General features: G+C 73.2%; 21 protein-coding genes, 1 pseudogene and 1 riboswitch. Of the genes and pseudogenes, 16 read left to right on the top strand and 6 right to left on the bottom strand.

Annotated features, from left to right (window positions below; genetic code table 11):
• Positions 1-10: 10 nt before the first annotated feature.
• Positions 11-856 (bottom strand): class I SAM-dependent methyltransferase, encoded by an 846-nt coding sequence (locus AC07DF_RS08420; protein ID WP_478968213.1) that lies wholly within the window; start codon positions 854-856, stop codon positions 11-13.
• 235 nt (positions 857-1,091) lie between these two features.
• Here AC07DF_RS08420 and AC07DF_RS08415 point away from each other — a divergent pair, with 235 nt between their 5' ends.
• Positions 1,092-1,889: a VOC family protein gene (locus AC07DF_RS08415; RefSeq protein WP_478968211.1), complete on the top strand. Its 798-nt coding sequence runs from the start codon at positions 1,092-1,094 to the stop codon at positions 1,887-1,889.
• Positions 1,890-1,946: 57 nt separating this feature from the next.
• On the opposite strand, the gene AC07DF_RS08410 is transcribed toward AC07DF_RS08415, so the two are convergent.
• Entirely contained in the window at positions 1,947-2,687 is a 741-nt protein-coding gene (locus tag AC07DF_RS08410) for a carbonic anhydrase family protein (protein ID WP_478968209.1), read from the bottom strand.
• A gap of 140 nt (positions 2,688-2,827) precedes the next feature.
• On the opposite strand from AC07DF_RS08410, the gene AC07DF_RS08405 reads away from it, so the two are divergent.
• The 9 genes from AC07DF_RS08405 to AC07DF_RS08365 all read left to right on the top strand — a co-directional run bounded on the left by AC07DF_RS08405 (position 2,828) and on the right by AC07DF_RS08365 (position 11,621).
• On the top strand, positions 2,828-3,262 hold the full coding sequence (locus tag AC07DF_RS08405; RefSeq protein WP_478968207.1) for a nuclear transport factor 2 family protein: 435 nt from the start codon (positions 2,828-2,830) through the stop codon (positions 3,260-3,262).
• Positions 3,263-3,292: 30 nt separating this feature from the next.
• Positions 3,293-3,829 carry a GNAT family N-acetyltransferase gene (locus tag AC07DF_RS08400; RefSeq protein ID WP_478968205.1) on the top strand — a complete coding sequence of 179 codons (537 nt, stop codon included), beginning with the start codon at positions 3,293-3,295 and terminating at the stop codon, positions 3,827-3,829.
• Between the two features lie 113 nt (positions 3,830-3,942).
• Positions 3,943-5,745, top strand: coding sequence for an ABC transporter permease subunit (locus tag AC07DF_RS08395; protein WP_478969458.1), 1,803 nt, complete (start codon positions 3,943-3,945; stop codon positions 5,743-5,745).
• The gene (locus AC07DF_RS08390) at positions 5,742-7,037 is read left to right on the top strand and encodes an MDR family MFS transporter (RefSeq protein ID WP_478968203.1); all 1,296 of its coding nucleotides are present in this window, start codon (positions 5,742-5,744) and stop codon (positions 7,035-7,037) included. The genes AC07DF_RS08395 and AC07DF_RS08390 overlap by 4 nt, the downstream gene beginning before the upstream one ends.
• Before the next feature lie 217 nt (positions 7,038-7,254).
• Complete coding sequence (locus AC07DF_RS08385) at positions 7,255-8,682, top strand: serine/threonine-protein kinase (protein ID WP_478968202.1); 1,428 nt, start codon at positions 7,255-7,257, stop codon at positions 8,680-8,682.
• 78 nt (positions 8,683-8,760) lie between these two features.
• Positions 8,761-8,945, top strand: a riboswitch (cobalamin riboswitch).
• Between the two features lie 30 nt (positions 8,946-8,975).
• Positions 8,976-9,677, top strand: a complete 702-nt coding sequence (locus AC07DF_RS08380; RefSeq protein ID WP_261684219.1) for an energy-coupling factor ABC transporter permease — start codon at positions 8,976-8,978, stop codon at positions 9,675-9,677.
• Entirely contained in the window at positions 9,674-10,018 is a 345-nt protein-coding gene (locus AC07DF_RS08375) for an energy-coupling factor ABC transporter substrate-binding protein (RefSeq protein ID WP_478968199.1), read from the top strand. The genes AC07DF_RS08380 and AC07DF_RS08375 overlap by 4 nt, the downstream gene beginning before the upstream one ends.
• 5 nt (positions 10,019-10,023) lie before the next feature.
• Entirely contained in the window at positions 10,024-10,773 is a 750-nt protein-coding gene (cbiQ, locus tag AC07DF_RS08370) for a cobalt ECF transporter T component CbiQ (protein ID WP_478968196.1), read from the top strand.
• Positions 10,770-11,621 (top strand): energy-coupling factor ABC transporter ATP-binding protein, encoded by an 852-nt coding sequence (locus AC07DF_RS08365; protein ID WP_478968194.1) that lies wholly within the window; start codon positions 10,770-10,772, stop codon positions 11,619-11,621. Before cbiQ ends, AC07DF_RS08365 begins: the two co-directional genes overlap by 4 nt.
• Positions 11,622-11,811: 190 nt before the next feature.
• On the opposite strand, the pseudogene AC07DF_RS08360 reads toward AC07DF_RS08365, so the two are convergent.
• Positions 11,812-12,152: pseudogene (locus tag AC07DF_RS08360) on the bottom strand (FAD-binding protein); the annotation flags it as partial.
• Positions 12,153-12,311: 159 nt separating this feature from the next.
• Here AC07DF_RS08360 and AC07DF_RS08355 point away from each other — a divergent pair.
• Positions 12,312-12,968 carry a maleylpyruvate isomerase N-terminal domain-containing protein gene (locus AC07DF_RS08355; protein WP_478969456.1) on the top strand — a complete coding sequence of 219 codons (657 nt, stop codon included), beginning with the start codon at positions 12,312-12,314 and terminating at the stop codon, positions 12,966-12,968.
• Between the two features lie 36 nt (positions 12,969-13,004).
• On the opposite strand, the gene AC07DF_RS08350 is transcribed toward AC07DF_RS08355, so the two are convergent.
• Complete coding sequence (locus AC07DF_RS08350; protein ID WP_478968193.1) at positions 13,005-14,822, bottom strand: glycoside hydrolase family 2 protein; 1,818 nt, start codon at positions 14,820-14,822, stop codon at positions 13,005-13,007.
• Between the two features lie 125 nt (positions 14,823-14,947).
• On the opposite strand from AC07DF_RS08350, the gene AC07DF_RS08345 reads away from it, so the two are divergent.
• From AC07DF_RS08345 to AC07DF_RS08330, 4 genes are all read left to right on the top strand, one after another.
• Entirely contained in the window at positions 14,948-15,961 is a 1,014-nt protein-coding gene (locus tag AC07DF_RS08345) for a LacI family DNA-binding transcriptional regulator (RefSeq protein WP_478968192.1), read from the top strand.
• Positions 15,962-16,056: 95 nt separating this feature from the next.
• Positions 16,057-16,860, top strand: coding sequence for an alpha/beta fold hydrolase (locus AC07DF_RS08340; RefSeq protein ID WP_478968190.1), 804 nt, complete (start codon positions 16,057-16,059; stop codon positions 16,858-16,860).
• Positions 16,860-18,176, top strand: coding sequence for a PP2C family protein-serine/threonine phosphatase (locus tag AC07DF_RS08335; protein WP_478968187.1), 1,317 nt, complete (start codon positions 16,860-16,862; stop codon positions 18,174-18,176). Before AC07DF_RS08340 ends, AC07DF_RS08335 begins: the two co-directional genes overlap by 1 nt.
• Complete coding sequence (locus AC07DF_RS08330; RefSeq protein WP_478968185.1) at positions 18,173-18,505, top strand: STAS domain-containing protein; 333 nt, start codon at positions 18,173-18,175, stop codon at positions 18,503-18,505. The genes AC07DF_RS08335 and AC07DF_RS08330 overlap by 4 nt, the downstream gene beginning before the upstream one ends.
• On the opposite strand, the gene AC07DF_RS08325 is transcribed toward AC07DF_RS08330, so the two are convergent.
• Positions 18,500-19,531 (bottom strand): zinc-dependent alcohol dehydrogenase, encoded by a 1,032-nt coding sequence (locus AC07DF_RS08325; RefSeq protein ID WP_478968183.1) that lies wholly within the window; start codon positions 19,529-19,531, stop codon positions 18,500-18,502. The genes AC07DF_RS08330 and AC07DF_RS08325 overlap by 6 nt on opposite strands.
• On the bottom strand, positions 19,524-19,955 hold the full coding sequence (locus AC07DF_RS08320; protein ID WP_478968181.1) for a tautomerase family protein: 432 nt from the start codon (positions 19,953-19,955) through the stop codon (positions 19,524-19,526). Before AC07DF_RS08320 ends, AC07DF_RS08325 begins: the two co-directional genes overlap by 8 nt.
• Before the next feature lie 100 nt (positions 19,956-20,055).
• Here AC07DF_RS08320 and AC07DF_RS08315 point away from each other — a divergent pair, with 100 nt between their 5' ends.
• Positions 20,056-20,640 (top strand): TetR/AcrR family transcriptional regulator, encoded by a 585-nt coding sequence (locus tag AC07DF_RS08315; protein WP_478968178.1) that lies wholly within the window; start codon positions 20,056-20,058, stop codon positions 20,638-20,640.
• Positions 20,641-20,658: the final 18 nt, after the last annotated feature.

Here is a 20,658-nt window from a genome sequence, read left to right as displayed (position 1 = left end):
GGCTTCCTGATCAGCCGGCCGGGCCCTTCCGCCACACGAAGACCTCCGTGCTCGGGGCCCGTTCGGAGAACCGGCCCGAGGGCGAGGCCTCCCGCAGCAGCAGCCGCAGGTCCGCCTCGAAGTCGTCCCTGCGCCCTTCGAAGAGGTGCGGGGCCGAGAACGACATGGAGAACACCCAGGCGACGACATCGTCGAAGGTCCGCTCCAGCACCTGCCCGCCGGGCACGACGAGACGCCGGGGGCCGGAGAAGCCCGCCCGGACGAAGACCTCGTCCTCCTGGCCCGGTGTCCCCTGCGCCAGCACTCCGCGGCCCGCTCGTCGCACGGGCCCCAGGTACCGCTTCACCAGTTCGTCCACCCCCGCGTAGGGGACCGCCGGGTGTGGCATGCCGTCGACGGTCCTGGGCTCCGTCTTCAGGTCCGCGATGTGCACCAGCGCCCCGCCGGGCAGGAGCATGTCCCGGACGGTCGCGGCCACCAGGTCGCGGTCCATCCAGTGGAAGGACTGGCCGAAGGTGGCGACGGCGAACGTGCCGAGCCCCGCGGGCAGATCCTCGGCCCGCGCCCGCACCCACCGGGTCCTGGCGCCCACTCCACGGCCGGCGGCCCCGCGCCCGGCCTCGGCGATCATCCCGCTGTCGGGGTCCAACCCGACGATCTCGCCGAACAGATGCGCGAGACTCAGGGCGATGGTTCCGGGCCCGCAGCCCACGTCGAGGAGACGCCCCTCCCCGTCGAGCAGCAGTTCCTCGGCGAGCGCGTCCGCCAGCCCGGGGGCGTACGGCAGCCGTCCCCGCTCGTAGTACGCGGCGGTCCCCGAGAACAACGTGTCGTCCCACTCCCAGCCGACCACCACGCCCGCCCACCACCCTCACCGCACAGAGTCCGCGACCGCCCGGGCGGTCGACGAACCCGATGATTCCACGGCCCGGCCATCCGCCGAAGACCGCAGCCGAAGACCACCGCCGGGCATCACCGGGCACCACCAGGCCCCCCGACCGGAGGTCCCCCGACGGAGAGCGGCCGACGGGCGCTTGTCAGTGCCCGGTGTCACGCTGGGCACACAGGACCTGCGGAAGGGAAGCATCGCCATGATCACCACCGAGTTCGCCCCCGGTTCCCCCTGTTGGCTCGACCTCGGCGCTCCGGACGTCCGGACCGCCGCTTCCTTCTACGGCGCCGTGCTCGGGTGGGACTTCGAGTCCATGGGCGAGAGCGAGGACTTCGAGGGCGGGATGTTCCGGAAGGACGGCAAGATCGTCGCCGGGCTCGGCAAGCTGACCGAGGAGGGCGCGCGCTCGGCCTGGATGCTCTACTTCAGCGTCGCCGACGCGGACGCCACGACGAAGGCCGTGGAGCAGTCGGGCGGCTCCGTGCGCGTCGCGCCGATGGACCTCGAGGAATGGGGCCGGATGGCGCAGTACACCGACCCGCAGGGAGGCCAGTTCGCCGTCTGGCAGCCGGGGACGACCAAGGGCCTCGATCTGGTCGACGAGCCGGGCTCGCTGTCCTGGACCGAGCTGTACACGAGCGACGCGGCGGCCGCGAAGGAGTTCTACGGCGGACTCTTCGACTGGCGCTTCAGTGACATGCCGCTGCCGGGCGGCGGGGGCACCTACACCCTCATCACCCCCGCCGGACTGCCCGAGGAGCGGATGCACGGCGGGCTCATGGAAGTCGGCAAGCCGGACCTGTCGCTGGCGGGCGGGCGGCCGTACTGGCACCCGGTCTTCGCCGTCGACGACTGCGACGCCGCGGTGGCCAAGGTCAGGGAGAACGGCGGCAGCGTACAGATGGGTCCCGAGGACGCGGAGGGCGTCGGCCGTCTGGCCGTCTGCCTCGACCCGGCGAACGCGGACTTCGTGGTGCTCACCCCGGCCCAGGGCTGAACCGCCCCGCCGCCCGGTGACCGGGTACTGCGGCCGGCCCTGGTGCCGGGGGCGGAGTCACCACCAGCGATGGATGTCCCCGGCGATCCGCCGCTTCCCGAGCGGCTGCACCTCGCGGGCGTTGCCCTCGGGGAAGAGGATCCGGTAGTGCTCCAGCGCGGCGGCGGACGCCTGCACCGGATGGGTCAGGACCGTCCAGCGCACGCCGGTGGTGTAGGGGCAGGTCGTGGTGGAGCCGAGGTAGCGGTAGGACTCGGTGCAGGGCGGCAGCAGGGTGTCGATCTCCACGTCGCGGACGTCCCAGGGGTCTTCGCTGCGGCGGGCGGATTCCAGCAGCCGGTCCAGGGAGCCATTGGCGTCGCCCGGGTGGATGAACACGGCGAGTACCGCGTACTCCTTCGCACCGGCCGCGGCCGAGGTCCCGTCCCCGTCACTCTCCCCGATCGTCCGTGCGTACTTCAGGTGCTGTTCCACCGGGAACGCCACCCCGCCGACGGTGTGCTCGGACGGCGTGTGCCAGTGGATGTCCTCCAGGTGGTACGTCGCGTCGCCGAGGCTCATCAGGCAGTCCTGTCCGCCCGGCGGCTCGGCCTTCACCGAGCCCTCCTCGGCCCGGACGCAGTCGGGCCGGTGCCGCTTCGGACGTTCGAAGCGCAGACGCATGGTGAGCCGGGCCGGATGGCGCAGGCGCAGGGGTGGCAGGGCCGAGACGTCGGTGGCCTGCGGACGGATGTCGACCGGGCTCTGGGACTGCAGCGCGGTGCCGACGGCGGAGTGGGCGGGAGCGGTCAGGGACACGGGCGATCACTTTCGGTCGACGGGCGGACGGCCGGGGAACGACGACCGCATCCTTTTCCCTCGGCGGCGCCCGGGACGCGCGAGGTCACCCGGACTGCTGAACACCCCGGATCGCGTCCTTGACGCGTTACGGTCGCGACATGAACCAAGGTCCCGGCACGGCGGCTCAGGAACCCGGCGAGGACACCGTCCGCGCGCTCACCCAACTGGCGCGGGACTGGGCGGCGGCGATCGTCGCCAACGACCCCGCACGCATCGCGGGCTTCATGGCGGACGAGTGGGTGATCGTCTCCGAGTCGGGGATCGACCCGAAGGAGAGGTTCCTCTCCCTCGTGGAGTCCGGGGAGCTCACCCACTCCGCGATGGACCTCAGGACCCGGCCCAGGGTCCGCGTCTACGGCGACACGGCCGTGGTCACCGGACGGGTCACCAACACGGCCCACTACCGGGGCGAGCGCCACGACGCCGACGAGTGGACGACGGACGTGTTCGTGAACCGGGACGGGCGCTGGCGGTGCGTGCTGAGCCACATCACATCCGCGGCCCCCGGCATCACATCAGCGGCCCCCGAATGAGCGTTCATGTGTTCTGCATATGATGCGCAAATGCACGACTACAGCATCAGGGAAGCCACGCCTGCGGACATCGACGGGGCGCGGGTGGTGATGCTGGACGCCGTGTACCGCGACTTCGACACCGGCTATGTGCCGAGCTGGCACGCCGACATCATCGACCCGGTGCCCTTCTACGTCGAACCGCCGCGGCACACCCTCCTCGTGGCCGTGGACGAGCGGGACGGGACGGTGGCGGCCACGGGGGCACTGGACGCGCGCGGGCCGGCGCATCCGCCGAACCCGCGCTGGCTTGCCGAGCGGTACCCCTCGGGCGAGACCGCACAGCTGCGGCGGCTGTACGTCGGCCCCGCGCACCGGCGGCGCGGACTGGCCCGGCGGCTGGTGGCAGGCCTGGTCGACTTCGCCCGGGCCGACGGAGGTTACCGGTCCGTCTATCTGCACACGTATCCGCACTCGCCCGGTGCGATGGGCCTGTGGCGGTCGCTGGGCAAGGTGGTGTGCGACGAGCGGGAGGAAGTGCCCGGCGGCGGCAGCGGCGTGGTGCACTTCGAGATTCCCTTCGCCTGAGCACCACGGGGACGACACTGAACACCTCGCACGCACCCCTGACCAAGGGCATCGCCGCCCTGCGCGCCCTCGCACGGGGCGGCGCCCCGACGCTGCTGTGGCGGGCCGTGCTCATGGCCGCCCTGGTGGGCGCGATCGGCCTGCTGCCATGGCTGTCGCGCACCGATCCGGCGCTGACGGTGCTCAAGGCCCGCTCGGCCGACCGCGACCCGACGCCCGGGACACTGCGCGCCATCCGCGACCAATTCGGCCTGGACGACGGCCCGCTGATGCTGCTCGGCCGCTGGCTGGGCGGGCTGCCGCACGGGGACGCGGGCACGTCGTGGGTGTCCGGCGGCCAGGTGCTGCCTGCTGTCGTGCAGTCGCTCGGCGCCTCGCTGCTGCTGATGTCCGGGGCTCTCGTGGTCGCGGCGGGCACGGTGGCGGCGGTGTGCGCCCGCACACTCCGGCTCGGCTCGCGGGGGCGGCTCGCCGCACGCGGCCCGGGCGGCACGGCCTCGGCGGTGCTGGCCGCGCTGCCCGAGTTCCTCGTCGCCTCCGTGCTGGCCTCGGTGATCGGCGTCCAGCTGGGCTGGCTGCCCGCTCTGGGCTGGTACGGGCCGCAGTGGATGGTGCTGCCGTCGCTGGCCCTCGGTCTGCCCGCCGGGGCGATCCTCGGACGGATGCTGGACGACCTGCTGCCCGGCGCCTTCGCCGAGCCGTGGGCGCTGGCCGCCGCGGCACGCGGTGTCCCGCCGAAGTCCGTGGCGCGGCAGGCGGTGCGCCGCTGCGTTCCCGGACTGCTGCCCAATCTGGGCCTGTTCGTGGTCGGCCTGACCGGCGGCTCGGTCGCAGTCGAGCAGATCTTCGACATCCCGGGACTGGGCCGGCTCACCCTCCAGGCCGCCCTCGCCCAGGACCTGCCCGTCCTGCAGACCGGCACCCTCGCCCTCGTCCTGGTCGCGGCCGTCGCCGGGGCCCTCGCCCGGCTGGCGGCCCGGCTGCTCATCGGGCCCGCGTTGCGCGACGGTGCCCTGCACTCCCTGCACCGTCCCGGCCGGCCCGCGCCCCGCGCCCTGCCGTTGCTCTACGGTGCGCTGCTCGCCGCCGTCATCGGGTTCGGCCTGCCCCGCGACGCGCTCGCCCTGGACACCCTCGCCAAGCTGCGGGCCCCCTCCCCGGCGCATCCGTTCGGGACGGACGCGCTCGGCCGGGACGTCCTCGCCCGGGTCTCCCACGGCGCGCTGACCACCCTCGGCATCGCCCTCGCGGTGAGCGCCGCCGCTCTCGTCGTGGGGCTGCTGCTGGGGCTGCTGCCCAGATTGTCCGGGCCGCTGGTCGACACCGTCAGCGCCGTGCCGCCCGTTCTGGCGGGGCTCCTCGTCGCCGGGGTCGCGGGCAGCGGGCCCTGGACTCCCGCGTTCGCCGTGGGCGTCGTGGCCTGGTCCCCGCTGGCCGCGCACACCTCCTCGCTGCTGCGGCAGGAGCGCGCGACCACACACCTGGCCGCGACCCGCGCACTGGGCGCCGGCCGCTGGTATCTGCTCCGGCACGAGCTGCTGCCCGCCGTGCTGTCGCCGGTGGCCCGGCACGCCCTGCTCCGGCTGCCCGGCGTCGCGCTGAGCCTCGCCGCCCTCGGCTTCCTCGGCCTGGGTGCCCAGCCGCCGTCCCCCGAGTGGGGCCTGCTGCTCGCCGAGAACCAGCCGTACGCCGAACGCGCCCCCTGGGCCGTCCTCTTCCCCGCCGCCGTACTCGCCCTGCTCGGGGCGCTCGCGGTGACGGCCGCGGGCGGCGTACGGCTGCCGCGGCGGCGCAGGCGGCCCGAGGAACCGGCCGGGCCGTCCGGGGAGCGGGTCATGCCCCCGCAGCGGCAGCGGAACAACAGCCCCGGCGCCCTCCCGGCCCCCGTGTCCACCTCAGCGACAGAAGAACGATGACCGACCCCGTCTCCCGCGTGCCGGCCCGCCGGTCCGCCCGTGCGCCCAGGAACCCGCGCGAGAGCACCTGGCGGCTCTGGAAGCAGCTGTCGCCGCTGCTGCGGCTGCTGATCCTGACCCAGCTCGCCTTCAACATCGGTTTCTACGCCGTCCTGCCGTTCCTCGCCGAGCACCTCGGTACCGCGATCGGCATGGCGGGCTGGCTGGTCGGGTTCGTGCTCGGGCTGCGTACCTTCAGCCAGCAGGGGCTGTTCGTGGTCGGCGGCTGGCTCGTCGACCGGTTCGGGGTGCGGCCCGTCGTGCTGGCCGGCTGTGCGCTGCGGATCGCCGGGTTCGCGTGGCTCGGGTACGCGGAGGCGAGCGCGGCCGTGATCGGCGCGGTGCTGGTGATCGGTTTCGCCGCCGCGCTGTTCTCTCCCGCCGTGGAGTCCGAGGTGGCCCGCCAGGCGGTGGTCTGGGAGGAGGAGGGACGCGGCTCGCGCACCCGGCTCCTGGCCCTGTTCAGCGTCGCGGGCCAGGCCGGGGCCTTCGTCGGGCCGCTGCTCGGCGGGTTGCTGCTCGCCGTCGACTTCCGCACCGCGTGCCTCGCCGGTGCGGCGGTCTTCGTGCTCGTCCTGGCCGGGCATCTGTGGCTGATGCCGCAGCACATCCCGGGCCGGGTCCGCACCCGGGAGCGGGGCGGGGCGCGCGTGCTGCTGCGCAACCGCCGCTTCCTGGCCCTGTGCGGCGCGTACGGCTCGTACCTGCTCGCCTACAACCAGCTGTATCTGGCCCTGCCGGACGAGGTGCGGCGCGCGACGGGCTCCCAGGCGCCGCTGTCCTGGCTGTTCGCCCTGTCCTCGGTGCTGGTGGTCTTCACCCAGCTGCCGGTGACCCGCTGGGCGGGCGACCGGCTGGACCTGCGCCGCTCCATGACCGCCGGACTGCTGCTGATCGCGGCCGGTTTCACGGTGGTGGCCGCGGCGCGCCCCGCCGGCTGGACGGGAGTCGCCGGGCTGCTGCCCGCCGCGGGCTTCGTCGTACTGCTCACCGTGGGACAGATGCTGGTCGTGCCCGCCGCCCGCGCCTGGGTGCCCGACCTCGCCGAGGAGGGCCGGATCGGCCTCTACATGGGCGCGCTGTCCTCCGTGTCCGGCCTGATCGTCCTGGCCGGCAGCGCGGCCACCGGCTCCCTGCTCGACCTCGGCCTCCCGCCCGCCGTGCCCTGGCTGGTCCTCGCGGCCGTACCGGCCCTGACGGTGGCTCTGCTGCCGCGCCGGGAGGAGCGGCCGGAGACGGACGAGACGGCCTGACCCGGCGGGCGGCAGCCCGGCAACCGCGTGCACCGCGCCATCACCCCGCCGGGCGACGTCTCCGCTCCCGGATTTCCGGGACGGCACCGTCCCTCGACACCGCCGCGGAGATCAGTGGTCACGCGGCGCCAGTATCCTGGGTCGGCTGCGATGTCTCCCACCAACCCCCGCGTCAAAACGGGGAGTTCGGCCTGCGGCGACGTACCTTCCCCCACGCATGAGACGAGGACGAGTGCTGCTAGCGGGCCGCTACCGGCTGGATGTTGAGATCGGGCGCGGTGGAATGGGAGAGGTCTGGCGCGCGTACGACGAGACGCTCGCCAGAGCGGTGGCCGTCAAGCTGCTGCTGCCCCAGGACACCGATGTCACGGCGGCCTCCCGGTTCCGTCTGGAGGCCCAGACCGCCGGGCGTCTCAACCACCCCCATCTGGTGGGTGTCTGGGACTTCGGCGAGTACGACAACCGGCTGTACCTGGTGATGGAACTGGTCGACGGCGACAGCCTCGCCGGGGTGCTGGCCGCCTCCGGCGCGCTTCCCGCCGAACGGGTGGCGGATCTCGCCGCGCAGGCCGCCGCCGGGCTGGCCGCCGCACACGCGCAGGGCATCGTCCACCGCGACATCAAGCCCGCCAACCTCCTGCTGGACGCCCACGGCACCCTGAAGATCGGCGACTTCGGCATCGCCCGCTTCCTCGACGACCCCGGCGCCGCGCTCACCGCCACCGGCCAGATCGTCGGCACCGGCCTCTACCTGGCGCCCGAACGCGCCCTGGGCCAGCCCGCGGGTCCCGCCTCCGACATGTACTCCCTGGGGTGTCTGCTCTACCAACTCCTCAGCGGGCGGCCGCCGTTCCAGGCGGACACCGCTGTCGCGCTCCTCCACCAGCACCTCGACTCCGCGCCCGTTCCGCCTCGCGAGCTCGGTGTCGCCGGACTCCCGCCGGCCTTCGAGAACTACCTGCTCGGCCTGCTCGCCAAGCAGCCCGAGGACCGGCCCACCGCCCAGCAGACCGCCGAGTGGTTCGCCGGGGGCGCCTGGCGAGGGCTGCCCGAGCCGCTGCCGGAGGCCGCGCCCCCCGTGACGTCCGCCACTCGGAGGCCGTATTCGGCCGCCGAGACCCGCAACCCGGCCGCCTACGCGCTGCCCGGCGCCCCGGGGCTGCGCACCGGCCGCTCACCCCGGACCGGCCGTTCGCGCCGCGCCGCGCCCCGGGGCGGCCCCGACCACCGCCGCAGGGCGGCCGCGACGATCGCCGCCGCGGCGCTCTTCGCCGCCGCGATGCTCGCCGGCATGCTGTGGTTCTCGCCCGACAACACCGCGACGGAGGGCACGGAGCCCGACGCGTCCCCCTCCGCGAGCAGCCCCGCCGCCACACCGTCCGCGGACTCCGCCTCGCCCCTTTCCTCCGACCCTGCCAAGGACACGGCTCCGGGCGCCGGCGCTCCGGCCACCGGCACAGTGGCCGATATCACCCCGTCCACCACCGCGCCCCCTCCCCCTGCCCCCGTCGCAACGACGCCCAGCCCCACGACTCCGGCGCAGGAGACGGCCGACCCAGCGCAAAAGGCGGACAAACCCCAGCAGGAGAAGCCCCGTCAGACCTGGGAGGACGGGGACGACGATGACGACGGCGGCGACGACTGAGCGGCCCTGCGCCGGTGTGCGAGCGGGCGCCCCCTCGCGCGCCCCCTCGGGTGGCTTGTCATCGTCCTTATCCCGGCATTACTGTCACCACGCCTTGGTGAACGGGAAATCCGGTGTGATGCCGGTGCGGCCCTCGCCACTGTGAATCGGGAAGTCCGGCTCCGGCCCTCACGGGCAGCCACTGGGTCCTTGTGACCCGGGAAGGCGGAGTACGGGCGGTGGTACCCGTCAGCCAGGAGACCGGCCAAGGCACGTCAACCATCCACGAGGTGCTGGAGAGGGTCTGCTGAGCCATGCACATAGCCGAGGGTTTCCTGCCACCCGCGCACGCGGTCGCCTGGGGCGTCGCGTCGGCACCGTTCGTCGTCCACGGGGTCCGGTCGCTCACCCGTGAGGTGCGCGAGCACCCGGAGAGCACCCTGCTCCTCGGTGCCTCCGGTGCCTTCACGTTCGTCCTGTCCGCCCTGAAGCTTCCGTCGGTCACCGGCAGTTGCTCCCACCCCACCGGAACGGGCCTGGGAGCCATCCTGTTCCGGCCGCCCATCATGGCGGTGCTGGGCACCATCACCCTGCTCTTCCAGGCACTCCTGCTCGCCCACGGCGGCCTCACCACGCTCGGCGCCAACGTCTTCTCCATGGCGATCGTCGGGCCCTGGGCCGGATACGCCGTGTACAAACTGCTGCGGCGGTACGACGTGCCGCTGATGGTCGCGGTCTTCTTCGGGGCGTTCTTCGCCGACCTGTCCACCTACTGCGTCACCAGCGTGCAGCTGGCACTGGCCTTCCCCGACCCGGGCAGCGGGTTCGTGGGCGCGCTCGGCAAGTTCGGCACCATCTTCGCCGTCACCCAGATACCGCTCGCGGTGAGCGAGGGGCTGCTGACGGTCCTTGTGATGCGGCTGCTGGTGCAGTCCAGCAAGGGCGAACTGACCCGGCTGGGTGTGCTCCTCGCCAAGAAGCAGTCCGTGACCGAGACCGAGGCGGCGACCCGATGAAGAAGAGCACGAAGATCAACCTCCTGCTGCTGCTCGCCGTGGCCGCGCTCGCCGTACTGCCGCTCGCGCTCGGCCTCGGCGACCACAAGGAGGAGCCGTTCACGGGCGCCGACGCCCAGGCGGAGACGGCGATCACCGAGATCGACCCGGACTACAAGCCCTGGTTCTCGCCGCTGTACGAGCCGCCGTCGGGTGAGATCGAGTCGGCGCTGTTCGCCCTCCAGGCCGCGCTCGGCGCCGGTGTCCTCGCCTACTACTTCGGTCTGCGCCGGGGCCGGCGGCAGGGGGAGCAACAGGCGCGGGAGCGGGACGCCGAGGAGTCCACGGCCGAGAGGGCCTGAGCCGCGTGCTGCCGATCGACGCGGCGGCGCACAGCAGTCGCTGGCGCCGCCGCCATCCCGTGGACAAGGCCGTGCTCGGTCTCGGACTCACCGTGCTGGCCATCTCGCTGCCGCCCTGGCCGGGTGCGGCGCTGGTGCTCGTGACGGCGGTGGCCCTGCTGCTGGGACCGGCCGGTGTGCCGGGCCGCCGGCTGTGGCGGGCCTACCGGGTGCCGCTGGGCTTCTGCGTGACCGGCGCGGTCACCCTGCTCGTCCAGGTCGGCGGGCCGGAAGGCTTCGTCTCCCTCGCGGACGACGGGCCCCTGCGGGCCGGGGAGCTGCTGCTGCGCACCTCGGCGGCCTCCCTGGGGGTGCTGCTGTTCGCCTTCACCACGCCCATGTCCGACCTGCTGCCGCGTCTGGTCCGGGCCGGCGTCCCGGCGCCCGTCGTCGATGTCGCGCTCGTGACGTACCGCATGAGCTTTCTGCTGCTGGACTCCGTGCGCCGGATCCGCGACGCGCAGGCAGCCCGGCTCGGGCACACCACGCGGGCCGCCGCCTGGCGTTCGCTGGGCGGCCTCGGCGCCACCGCGTTCGTCCGGGCCTTCGACCGGGCGGCCCGCCTCCAGGCCGGTCTCGCCGGGCGCGGCTACGACGGGACCCTGCGTGTCCTGGTGCCCGAGGCCCGCGTATCCGTCCGCTTCACGGTCGCCAGCTGCGCGCTCCTCGCGGCGCTGGCCGTCCTCACCTTCGTACTGGAAAGGCCGCCGGCATGAGCGAGCCCGCCCTCGTCGCCCTGCGGGGCGCGTCCTTCGCCTACGAGGACGGCCCGGCCGTGCTCAGCGGCCTCGACTTCGACATCCGCGAGGGGCGGGCGCTCGCGCTGCTCGGCCGCAACGGCAGCGGCAAGACCACGCTGATGCGGCTGCTCAGCGGCGGACTGCGGCCGCACGAGGGGCGGTTGACGGTCGACGGGCAGCCGGTGACGTACGACCGCAAGGGCCTGACCCGGCTGCGGACGACCGTCCAGCTCGTGGTGCAGGACCCGGACGACCAGTTGTTCGCGGCGTCCGTCGAGCAGGACGTGTCGTTCGGGCCGCTGAACCTGGGCCTGGCCGATCCGGAGGTACGGGCGCGGGTGGCGGAGGCGCTCGCCGCCCTGGACATCACCGCCCTGGCCGACCGGCCCACCCATCTGCTCTCCTACGGGCAGCGCAAGCGGACCGCCATCGCGGGCGCGGTCGCCATGCGGCCCCGTGTGCTGGTCCTCGACGAGCCGACGGCCGGACTCGACCCCGACGGCCAGGAACGGCTCCTCAGCACACTCGACGGGCTGCGCGCGAACGGCACCACGGTGGTGATGGCCACGCACGACGTCGATCTCGCCCTGCGCTGGGCCGACGACGCGGCGCTCCTCACCCCGGACGGCGTGCACCTCGCCCCCGCGCCCACGGCACTGGCCCGGACCGATCTCCTCCGGCAGGCGGGACTGCGGTTGCCCTGGGGTGCCGCAGCCGCCGAACTGCTGCGTGCCCAGGGGTTGTTGAACGACTCTGCGCCCGGCCCGCGCACCCCGGACGAACTGGCCGCGCTGGCGGCGGGGCGGCCGGTGAGCGGCGGCTGAGGGTCGCTGACGGACCGGTCGGCGGCGGGCCGAGGCCGCGGCCCGCCCCCGACGGGGAAGGTTCACGCCCGTGGGACGGCACCCACCGCCGGTCCGGATGCGGCCGCGGCCGGCCACTCGCGCCGACCCAGGCCGCGGTCATCCGCGGCGGACGCCGACCGTGCCGGTCGCGTCAGCCGCGACCGTCATGTCAGCTCGCTGTCGCGGCCGCCGCCGCCCGGCCCGCCACTCGTCCCGAGAACAGGCAGCCGCCCAGGAAGGTGCCTTCGAGCGAGCGGTAGCCGTGGACGCCGCCCCCGCCGAAGCCGGCGACCTCACCGGCCGCGTACAGGCCGGAGATCGGTTTGCCCGAGGCGTTCAGGACGCGGCCGGAGAGGTCGGTCTGGAGGCCGCCCAGGGTCTTGCGGGTGAGGATGTTGAGGCGCACGGCGATCAGCGGGCCCGCGCCGGTGTCCAGGATCCGGTGGGCGGAGGCGGCGCGGCTGAGGGTGTCGCCCGGTAGGCGAGGGCGTTGCGGATGCCCATGACCTGGGCGACCCGGACCTCACCGAGAAGAACGTCTGGAAGTTGCTGTCGCGCATCTGGCAGACACCCGAGCCGATCGAGCGGTTCAAGGAGAAGGGCTTCTGCTCGCACCGCCCGCCCGAAATGCGCTTGTCCGTCCTCGCGGCCCGGCACTACGTTGCCGAGGTGGATCTCTTCTCACGCTCCTGGACGGCATTGCGCGCGGCGGTCGCGGACCTGGCCGACGAGGACTTCGCCCGGCCGTCCGGCTGTACCGGCTGGCTGGTGCGGGATTTGGTGTGCCATCTCGTCATCGACGCCCAGGACGTCCTGATCACCCTCGTCACCCCCTCCGACCGGGAGCCGACCCGTGACGCGGTGACCTACTGGGAGATCGCCGACACGCCACCGGCCGGTGACGACCCGCTCGACGCGCTGACCGTCCGCCTCGCGGCCGCGTACGAGGATCCGCACCTGCTCGCGTTCCACCTGGACGACGTCGGCTCCGCCGCCGGCCGCGCCGCCCTGCTCGCCGACCCGGCAGGCCGGGTCGGCACCCGCGACGAGGTCCTCACCGTGGCGGACTACCTCTCGGTGTACGTCCTGGAGTGGACGCTGCACCACCTCGACCTGATCGCGCACCTCCCGGACGCGGCGCAGCCGCCGGCGGAGGGGCTGACCGGCTCCCGCGAACTGCTGGAGCGGATCGCGGGAAGCGCGTTCCCCGCGTCGTTCCACGACCGGGACGCGCTACTGGTGGGCACCGGGAGGCGGGCGCCCACGGAGGCGGAGCGGGCCGAACTCGGCGAGCTGGCCTCGAGAATCCCGCTCTACCTGGGCTGACCCGAATCCGCGCGGTCGAGGGCGCGGGTCGTGGGGTCATGGACGGCGTGGCGCGTCCTCGAAAGCGGCCGGGCGGGTCTGGGCGTCGCGCAGGAGCCTGGTGTCGACCTTCTCGGAGCGGTCGAAGCGGTAGACGCCGTTGCGTTCCTGGAAGACGTCGGTGAGCTGGGTGTAGCAGTAGCCGAACATGTCCGGGTCGTCGAGCAGCACCCCGGTCAGGCCGGTGAAGCGGGCCACGAACTCCTCGGCGTCGCACGGTCGTTGCCCGTAACCCCAGGAGGCGTCCTGGTCGTCCCCCGCCGAGCCGGCCACCGCGTCCGGGTCCCACCAGATGCCGCCGAACTCACTGCAGAAGTACGGCTGTCCGCGGTACGGCACCGACCAAGGCCGCCCGTCCGGCGCCTGGTTGACGTACGGGCGGTCCCGCGCCAGGCCCTCCATCGTCCTGGCGAAGACGTCGGGGTCCTGCTCGTAGCAGTGCGAGTCGTAGACGTCGGTCTCCGGCACCCGATGGGCGTAGCCGGACGCGTCGATCACCGGGCGGGTGGGATCGGCCTGCTTGGTGGCCAGGAACATCGCCCGGGTGACGTCGTCGAGCCGGGTGATGCGGTCGTGCAGCGGCTGGTACGTCTCGTTCAGCGAGCACCAGCCGACGATCGAGGGATGGGAGTGGTCGCGCTCCAGGACCTCCAGCCACTGGGTGACGTAGGAGGCGTCGGGGCGCTGGTTGTCGTCGCGTACTCCGGTCTCGCAGCCCCAGTCGCCGAACTCGCCCCAGACCAGGTAGCCGAGCCGGTCGGCGTGGTGGAGGTAGCGCTCCTCGAAGACCTTCTGGTGCAGCCGGGCGCCGTTGAAGCCGGCGCGCAGGCCCAGTTCGATGTCCCGGACGAGGTCGGCGTCGGTCGGGGCGGTCATCAGGCCGTCCGGGTAGTAGCCCTGGTCGAGGACGAGCCGCTGGAAGACGGGCTCGCCGTTCAGCAGCAGCCGCTTGCCGTGGACTGCGAGCGAACGCAGGCCGGCGTAGGAGCGTGCCGCGTCGACGACCGTGCCGGACGGGTCGAGGACCTCCAGGGTCAGGTCGTACAGGTGCGGGTCCCGCGGTGACCAGACGCGCAGCCGGTCGGCGGGCACGGGCAGGACGAGCCGGGGGCACAGGTCGAGGTCGGCGCGCGCCTCGGCGGCGACGACGTCCCCGTGGCCGTCGGCGAGCGTGGCACGGACGCGGTGGCCGGGCGCGGTGGCGGAAAGCGGGAGTTCCAGGAAGAAGGAGCCGGAGGCGAGGTCGGGCGTGATGCGGGGTCTGCGGAGGGCGACGGCGCGCGGGACCGGCTCCAGCCACACGGTCTGCCAGATTCCGGTCGTGCGGGTGTAGTGGCAGTGGGAGTTGGCGTACCAGGTCGCCTGCTTGCCGCGCGCCTGGACGCCGTGGCGGCTGTCCCGGGCCCGGACGACGATGGTCAGTTCCTCGCCGGGGACGGCGACTTCGCCGAGGTCGGCGGTGAACGGCGTGAAGCCGCCGCGGTGCCGGGCGACTTCACGGCCGCCGGCCCAGACGGTGGTGCCGTGGTCCACGGCTCCGAAGTGCAGCAGCACCCGGGAACCGGCCCAGTCAGCGGGCACGGTCACGGTCCGCCGGTACCAGACCGCTTCCATGAAGTCCGTGTCCCCGACACCGGAGAGCTCCGACTCGGGGCAGAAGGGGACGACGATCGTGCCGGTGAGTTCGCGCGTCGCCAGTCCGCGTTCCAGGCCGGTGTCCGACCGGTCGATCTCGAACTGCCACGCGCCGTTGAGGTTCAGCCAGGCGTCCCGGACGAACTGTGGCCTCGGGTGTTCGGGGCGGGGCACGTCCATGGGGCTCCTTGGGTCATGTGTGCCGGTCGGTGCCCATGGCACCATGGGTTTACATCGATGTAAACCCGTCGGACGGCACGTGCGCGCAGTGGGTACGATCTCGGCAGTCGGAAGGACGGGACAGCGTGGCGGCCAGACCCAGGATCAAGGACGTGGCGGAGTACGCCGGAGTCTCCCCCAAGACCGTCTCCAACGTGATCAACAACTTCGAGCATGTGTCGGAGCGGACCCGCGCCGCCGTCCAGGAGGCCATCGAGGCCCTGGGCTACCGCGTCAACATCGCCGGGCGGCAGCTGCGTCAGGGCCGCACCGGCATGATCACCCTGGCGCTCCCGGAGCTGGACGTCGCCTACTTCGCCGAGCTGGCCAAGCACGTCATGGCCGAGGCGGACCGGCGCGGGCACACCGTTCTGCTGCACCAGACCGGGGCGGTGCGCGAGCGGGAGCTGGCGGCGCTGCACGGGTTCGACGCGCAGTTCTCCGACGGCGTCATCCTGAGTCCGCTCTCGCTCCAGCCGCGTGATCTCACCGTCCGCGACCGGCGACTGCCCGTGGTCCTGCTCGGCGAGCGCTCCGCCGAGGGCGGCACCGGCCATGTCGGCATCGACAACGTGCGCGCGGCGCGCGAGGCCACCGAGCATCTCCTGTTCCGGGGCCGCCGGCGCATCGCGGTGGTCGGCGGTGCCCTGCACGGCCTCCAGGGCACCGACCGGCTGCGCACCGACGGCTACCGCGAGGCCCTCGAAGCGGCGGGCCTGCCCTTCGAGCCCGGCCTGGTGGTGCGGGTGGACGCCTATCACTGGCAGGACGGCGCGCGGGCCGCCGCCGTGCTGATGGAAAGCGGCTCCCGCCCGGACGCGCTGCTGTGCCTGAACGACCATCTCGCCCTGGGCGCGCTGCGGGCCCTGCACGAGCTGGGCCGCTCCGTGCCGGGCGATCTCGACGTGGTCGGCTTCGACGACATCGAGGCGTCCCGTTTCAGTGTCCCCACCCTCACGACCGTCGCTCCGGACAAGCGGGAGATCGCCAGGGCCGCCGTCGCCCAGCTGCTGGCCCGGATCGACGCCCCGGACACCGCGCCGCCGGGCGACCATGTGGCCGGGCACCGGCTCGTCGTGCGGGAGAGCTCGGGGGGCTGAGCTGCGGCGGAGCGGCCTTCCTCGCCCCGCGATGCCGACCCTCCGCTGCCCGGCCCGCCGTCGAACCGTACCGGCCGAGGTGGGAGCATGGCGGCATGGACGTCCGCCGCAGGAACAACGTGAACGTCATCGGCCGCGACGACGCGCCGGTGCTGGTCCTGGCACATGGGTTCGGCTGTGACCAGAACATGTGGCGCCTGGTGGTGCCGGCGCTGGCGGAGCGGTACCGGGTGGTGCTCTTCGACTACGTGGGTTCCGGCGGGTCGGATCTGTCGGCCTGGAGCGAGGAGCGGTACTCCTCGCTGCACGGCTACGCGGCCGATGTCGTCGACGTCTGCGAGGAGCTGGACCTCCGGCAGGCGGTGTTCGTGGGGCACTCGGTCAGCGCCATGGTCGGGGTGCTGGCGGCACAGGCCGCGCCGGAGCGGATCGGGGCGCTCGTGATGGTGACGCCCTCGCCCCGCTACATCGACGACGAGGGATACCGCGGCGGGTTCAGCACCGAGGACATCGACGAGCTGCTGGACTCCCTGGAGGCGAACTATCTGGGCTGGTCGTCCGCGATGGCCCCGGTGATCATGGGCAACCCGGAGCGTCCGGAGCTGGGCCAGGAACTGACGAACAGCTTCTGCGCCACCGACCCCGACATCGCGCGGGTCTTCGCCCGTACGACCTTCCTGACCGACAGCCGCGAGGACCTCGAGGGCGTGTTGGTGCCGACCCTCGTGCTGGAGTGCGAGCAGGACGCCATCGCACCCCGTGAGGTCGGCGCCTATGTGCACACGGCGATCGCCTCCTCCCGCCTGGTCACCCTCGACGCCACCGGGCACTGCCCGCAGCTGAGCGCGCCGGAGGCCACCGCCGCGGCGATCCTCGGCTTCCTGGAGTCCCTGAAGTGATGTGTTGTGCGAACGACGCGCCGGAGCCTGCCGGGGACGGGGCAGGCACGGACGCGGCGTTCACCGCGCTGCTGGAGGACAGCGCGGAAGACCTGTACGAGTCGGCACCGTGCGGCTACCTGTCCACGATGATGGACGGCACCATCGCCAAGATCAACGCCACACTGCTGGACTGGCTGGGCCTGGAGCGCGAGGCCGTGGTGGGCCGCAAGCGCTTCGCGGATCTGCTCACCATCGGCGGGAAGATGTACCACGAGACGCACTTCGCGCCGCTGCTGCGCATGCAGGGCGAGCTGCGCGGTATCGCCCTGGACCTGAGGCGCCAGGGCGGTGGCCGGCTGCCGGTGCTGGTCTCGGCCGTGGTCAAGTACGGCACCGGGGGCGAACCCCTGCTGATCAGGGTCACCGTCTTCGACGCTTCCGACCGCCGCTCCTACGAGACGGAGCTCCTGCGCCGGCGCAAGGAAGCGGAGCGGGCCCACGCCGAGGCGGACGAGGCCCGGCGGCAGGCCGAGACCGACCGGGCCCGGCTGGCCGACGCGCTCGCCGTCCTGCAGCGCTCCCTCGTGCCGGACTCACTGCCCGCCGTACCGGGTGTCTCGACGGCCGTCCACTACCACACGGCCGCCCCGGACCAGCTCGGCGGCGACTTCTACGACCTGTTCCCCGTGGCCGGCGACCGGTGGGCGTTCTTCCTCGGCGACGTGTGCGGCAAGGGTCCCGAGGCCGCCTCCCTCACCTCGCTGACCCGCTACACCCTCCGGGCCGCCGCCCATCACGACCCGGAGCCGGCCGCGGCCCTGACCACGCTGAACGCCGTCCTGCACGATCGGTACACGGGCGACGGCGATCCCCGTTACTGCACCTGCGTCTTCGGGATCGTCGAGCCCGGCGGGGACCACGGTCCCACGATCGTGCGGCTCGCCTCCGGCGGTCATCCACCGGCGCTCGTCCTGCGGTCCGACGGCCGCGCCGAGTTCCTGCCCACCCCCGGCGGCCTGCTCATCGGTGTCCTGCCCGACGCACCGATCGGCACCGCGGAGACCGTCCTGGCCGCCGGCGACACGATCGTGCTGTACACCGACGGTCTCACCGAGGCCCGCACCGGCCCCGGCCGCGACGACCTGTACGGCGAGGGTGCCCTGCGCGCGTTCGGCGCCGACCTCGCTCCCGCCGCCCCGGGCGGGGTGATCACCGCACTCACCGGGCTGCTGGACAGCTTCGGCGACGGGCTCGACGACGACACCGCCCTGCTCGCCCTCGGCGTCCCGGCCGACTCCTCCCCCAGCCGCCCCGCGACGAGTTTCCCCACATGAAGACGCTGACCATCCACCACCGCGACGCCGAGACCGGACCCGTACTGCACATGGCCGGCGACCTGGACTACGCCCAGGCCCCCGAACTCCGCCGCCAGGTCGGCCTGCTCCCGCTGACAGCCGGGCAGTGCCTGGTCCTCGACCTCTCCGGCCTCGAGTACTGCGACTCCTCCGGCATCACCGCCCTGCTCGCCGCCCGCCAGCACGCCCTGGCCGCCGATGCCGGCATCGTCCTGGCGGGCGTACCGGCGAACCTGATGCGTGTCCTCACACTCGTGGGCCTCGACCAGGTCTTCACCCTGCGCCCGGACAGCGGCCCCATGTCATGACCCGCCCGGCGGCTCCGCGGCGTCGGCCCTGACGAAGACGGGCTTGAGGTGCTTCTCCGGCAGCGCGGCGGGCAAGTCCTCCCAGTCGATCACGTGGGAGACCACCTTCTCGGGCGCGACCCTGCCGGAGGCGGCGAGGGCGAGGGCGTCGGGGATGTGGGCGCGCACGCTGTCGCGGGCGATACGCAGGGTGACGCCGGTGAGGTACATGTCGAGCAGGGGCAGCTCGCCGGGGCGGAAGTGGTTGCCCGCGCTCTCGCAGATCCCTTCCGGTGTCAGGCACTTGAGAGCCAGGGCGAGCTGGTCGACGCGGCCGGTGGCCTCCACGGCGATGTCGTAGCTCTGCGGGACCGGTTCGAGTGCCTCGGCGGTGGCGGCGCCGAAGGTGCGGGCCAGGGTGCGGTGTCCGGGGTCGGGGTCGACGTAGAGCACGTCGGTGGCGCCGAGCGCGCGGGCGATGTCGCACACGTACAGGCCGATGCTGCCGCGGGCGACGACGAGGACCCGCGCTGCGGGACGGGCCTTGAGGTGGGGGGCGACCAGGCGCCAGGCCAGGGACCAGTTGTCGCTGGCGGAGGCCATGGCGACCGGGTCGAGGCCGGTGGGCAGCGCGACGAGCATGGCGTCGGCGTAGGGCACGCGGACCAGGTCGGAGAAGAGCCCGCCCCAGCTGCCGCCGATCGGTGCGCCGTACATCGCCATGTACGGGACGTCGCCGCAGTGCGCGGTCAGCCCGGCCCGGCAGCGGTCGCAGGTACCGCAGTTGATGGACCAGGGGACGACGACCAGGTCACCCGGCGCTACGGAGGTGACGGCGTCGCCCGTCTCCACGACGCGGGCGACGCACTCGTGGCCGAGGGCGAAGGGCGGCTCGATGAAGCCATGACCGGCGAGGATCGAGGAGTCCACGTCACAGGGCGTCGCCGCCACCGGGGCGACGATCGCCTCCCGGCCGGACTCGACCTTGGGGTCGGGGGCCTCGCGCCACTCGACGGTGCGCTTGGCGACATAGGTCAGTTCACGCATCGGCGCTCTGCCCCTTCGCCAGGGCGACGAGGTCGGCGTAGCGGATGACGGAGCCGCCCGCGCCCCAGGTGCCCTCGGGCTGCTCGTGCACCAGCACCCACACCCGCAGGGCGTCGTCCGGGGTGAGTCCGGCGGCGTCCAGGACGGTCCGCGTGGCCTCCTCGACCAGTCCGGCCTTGCGGCGCTCGGACAGGGCGCCCTGTGGGACGGTGACCTCCACCAGGAAGCGCGGCGCGTCGTCCTCGGCGGTGGTCTGGGCGCCTTCGGGCAGTTCGGCGAGGTAGCTCCACGCCTGGGCGCGGAAGAACGGCGTGTCGGGTGCGCCCTCCCAGCGCAGCAGCACGCCGACGAGGTCGCGCTGGACGGACCGGCGGCCTTCTTCGGTCAGGGCGCCGGCGGGAGCCGTGAGCCGGATCATCGGCATGGGTGTACCCCTCCAAGGACTATGACAGTCGTTATAGACGACGGTCACGCTAGACTATGACGGTCGTTATAGCCAGTGGGGTCGGAAGGAGACCGCGTACGTGACCAAGCCCAGCCCGACGGCGCGCGAGCGGATCGTGGCCGGTGCGGCCGACATGATCAGCCGGCGCGGCCTGAACGCGACGAGCATCCGTGAGACGGCCAAGCACGCCAGGGCGCCGCTCGGCTCGACGTACCACTACTTCCCCGAGGGCAAGCAGCAGTTGGCGACCGAGGCCGTGCGCCACACGGGCGCCTGGGCCGCTCGCAGCCTGCGCAAGGAGCTGGAGGCGGGCCCGGTCGCCGGACTTCGGGCCTTCCTCGCCCTGTGGCGCCAGATCGTCGTGGGCAGCGACTTCCGGGCGGGCTGCCCGGTCCTCGCCGTCGCCATCGAGGAGCCTCCCGCCGACGAGACGCCCACCGCCCTGGCGGCCGCCGCCGAGGTGTTCGAGGAATGGGAGGGCCTGCTGGCCGCCTCGCTGCGCGAGCACGGAGCCGGGTCCGAGCAGGCCGCACAGCTCGCGACGCTGATCGTCGCGGCGGTCGAGGGGACCGTGGCCATGTGCCGCGCCAAGCGCAGCACACAGCCGCTGGACCACACCGCCGAGCAATTGCAGTCGCTCGTCCGCGCCGCGATCGGGGACTAGCTCTGCGGTGGTCGCCGG

The organism is Streptomyces sp. NPDC044719 (assembly GCF_056433405.1).
This window is presented reverse-complemented; position numbering and strand designations above follow the sequence as displayed.

Bases quoted from the DNA above. Each gene is read 5' to 3' on its own strand.
- AC07DF_RS08415 (WP_478968211.1), top strand. From the start codon at position 1,092: ATGATCACCACCGAGTTCGCCCCCGGTTCCCCCTGTTGGCTCGACCTC.
- AC07DF_RS08405 (WP_478968207.1), top strand. From the start codon at position 2,828: ATGAACCAAGGTCCCGGCACGGCGGCTCAGGAACCCGGCGAGGACACC.
- AC07DF_RS08400 (WP_478968205.1), top strand. From the start codon at position 3,293: ATGCACGACTACAGCATCAGGGAAGCCACGCCTGCGGACATCGACGGG.
- AC07DF_RS08395 (WP_478969458.1), top strand. From the start codon at position 3,943: ATGGCCGCCCTGGTGGGCGCGATCGGCCTGCTGCCATGGCTGTCGCGC.
- AC07DF_RS08390 (WP_478968203.1), top strand. From the start codon at position 5,742: ATGACCGACCCCGTCTCCCGCGTGCCGGCCCGCCGGTCCGCCCGTGCG.
- AC07DF_RS08385 (WP_478968202.1), top strand. From the start codon at position 7,255: ATGAGACGAGGACGAGTGCTGCTAGCGGGCCGCTACCGGCTGGATGTT.
- AC07DF_RS08380 (WP_261684219.1), top strand. From the start codon at position 8,976: ATGCACATAGCCGAGGGTTTCCTGCCACCCGCGCACGCGGTCGCCTGG.
- AC07DF_RS08375 (WP_478968199.1), top strand. From the start codon at position 9,674: ATGAAGAAGAGCACGAAGATCAACCTCCTGCTGCTGCTCGCCGTGGCC.
- AC07DF_RS08365 (WP_478968194.1), top strand. From the start codon at position 10,770: ATGAGCGAGCCCGCCCTCGTCGCCCTGCGGGGCGCGTCCTTCGCCTAC.
- AC07DF_RS08350 (WP_478968193.1), bottom strand. From the start codon at position 14,822: ATGGACGTGCCCCGCCCCGAACACCCGAGGCCACAGTTCGTCCGGGAC.
- AC07DF_RS08340 (WP_478968190.1), top strand. From the start codon at position 16,057: ATGGACGTCCGCCGCAGGAACAACGTGAACGTCATCGGCCGCGACGAC.
- AC07DF_RS08335 (WP_478968187.1), top strand. From the start codon at position 16,860: ATGTGTTGTGCGAACGACGCGCCGGAGCCTGCCGGGGACGGGGCAGGC.
- AC07DF_RS08330 (WP_478968185.1), top strand. From the start codon at position 18,173: ATGAAGACGCTGACCATCCACCACCGCGACGCCGAGACCGGACCCGTA.
- AC07DF_RS08325 (WP_478968183.1), bottom strand. From the start codon at position 19,531: ATGCGTGAACTGACCTATGTCGCCAAGCGCACCGTCGAGTGGCGCGAG.
- AC07DF_RS08320 (WP_478968181.1), bottom strand. From the start codon at position 19,955: ATGCCGATGATCCGGCTCACGGCTCCCGCCGGCGCCCTGACCGAAGAA.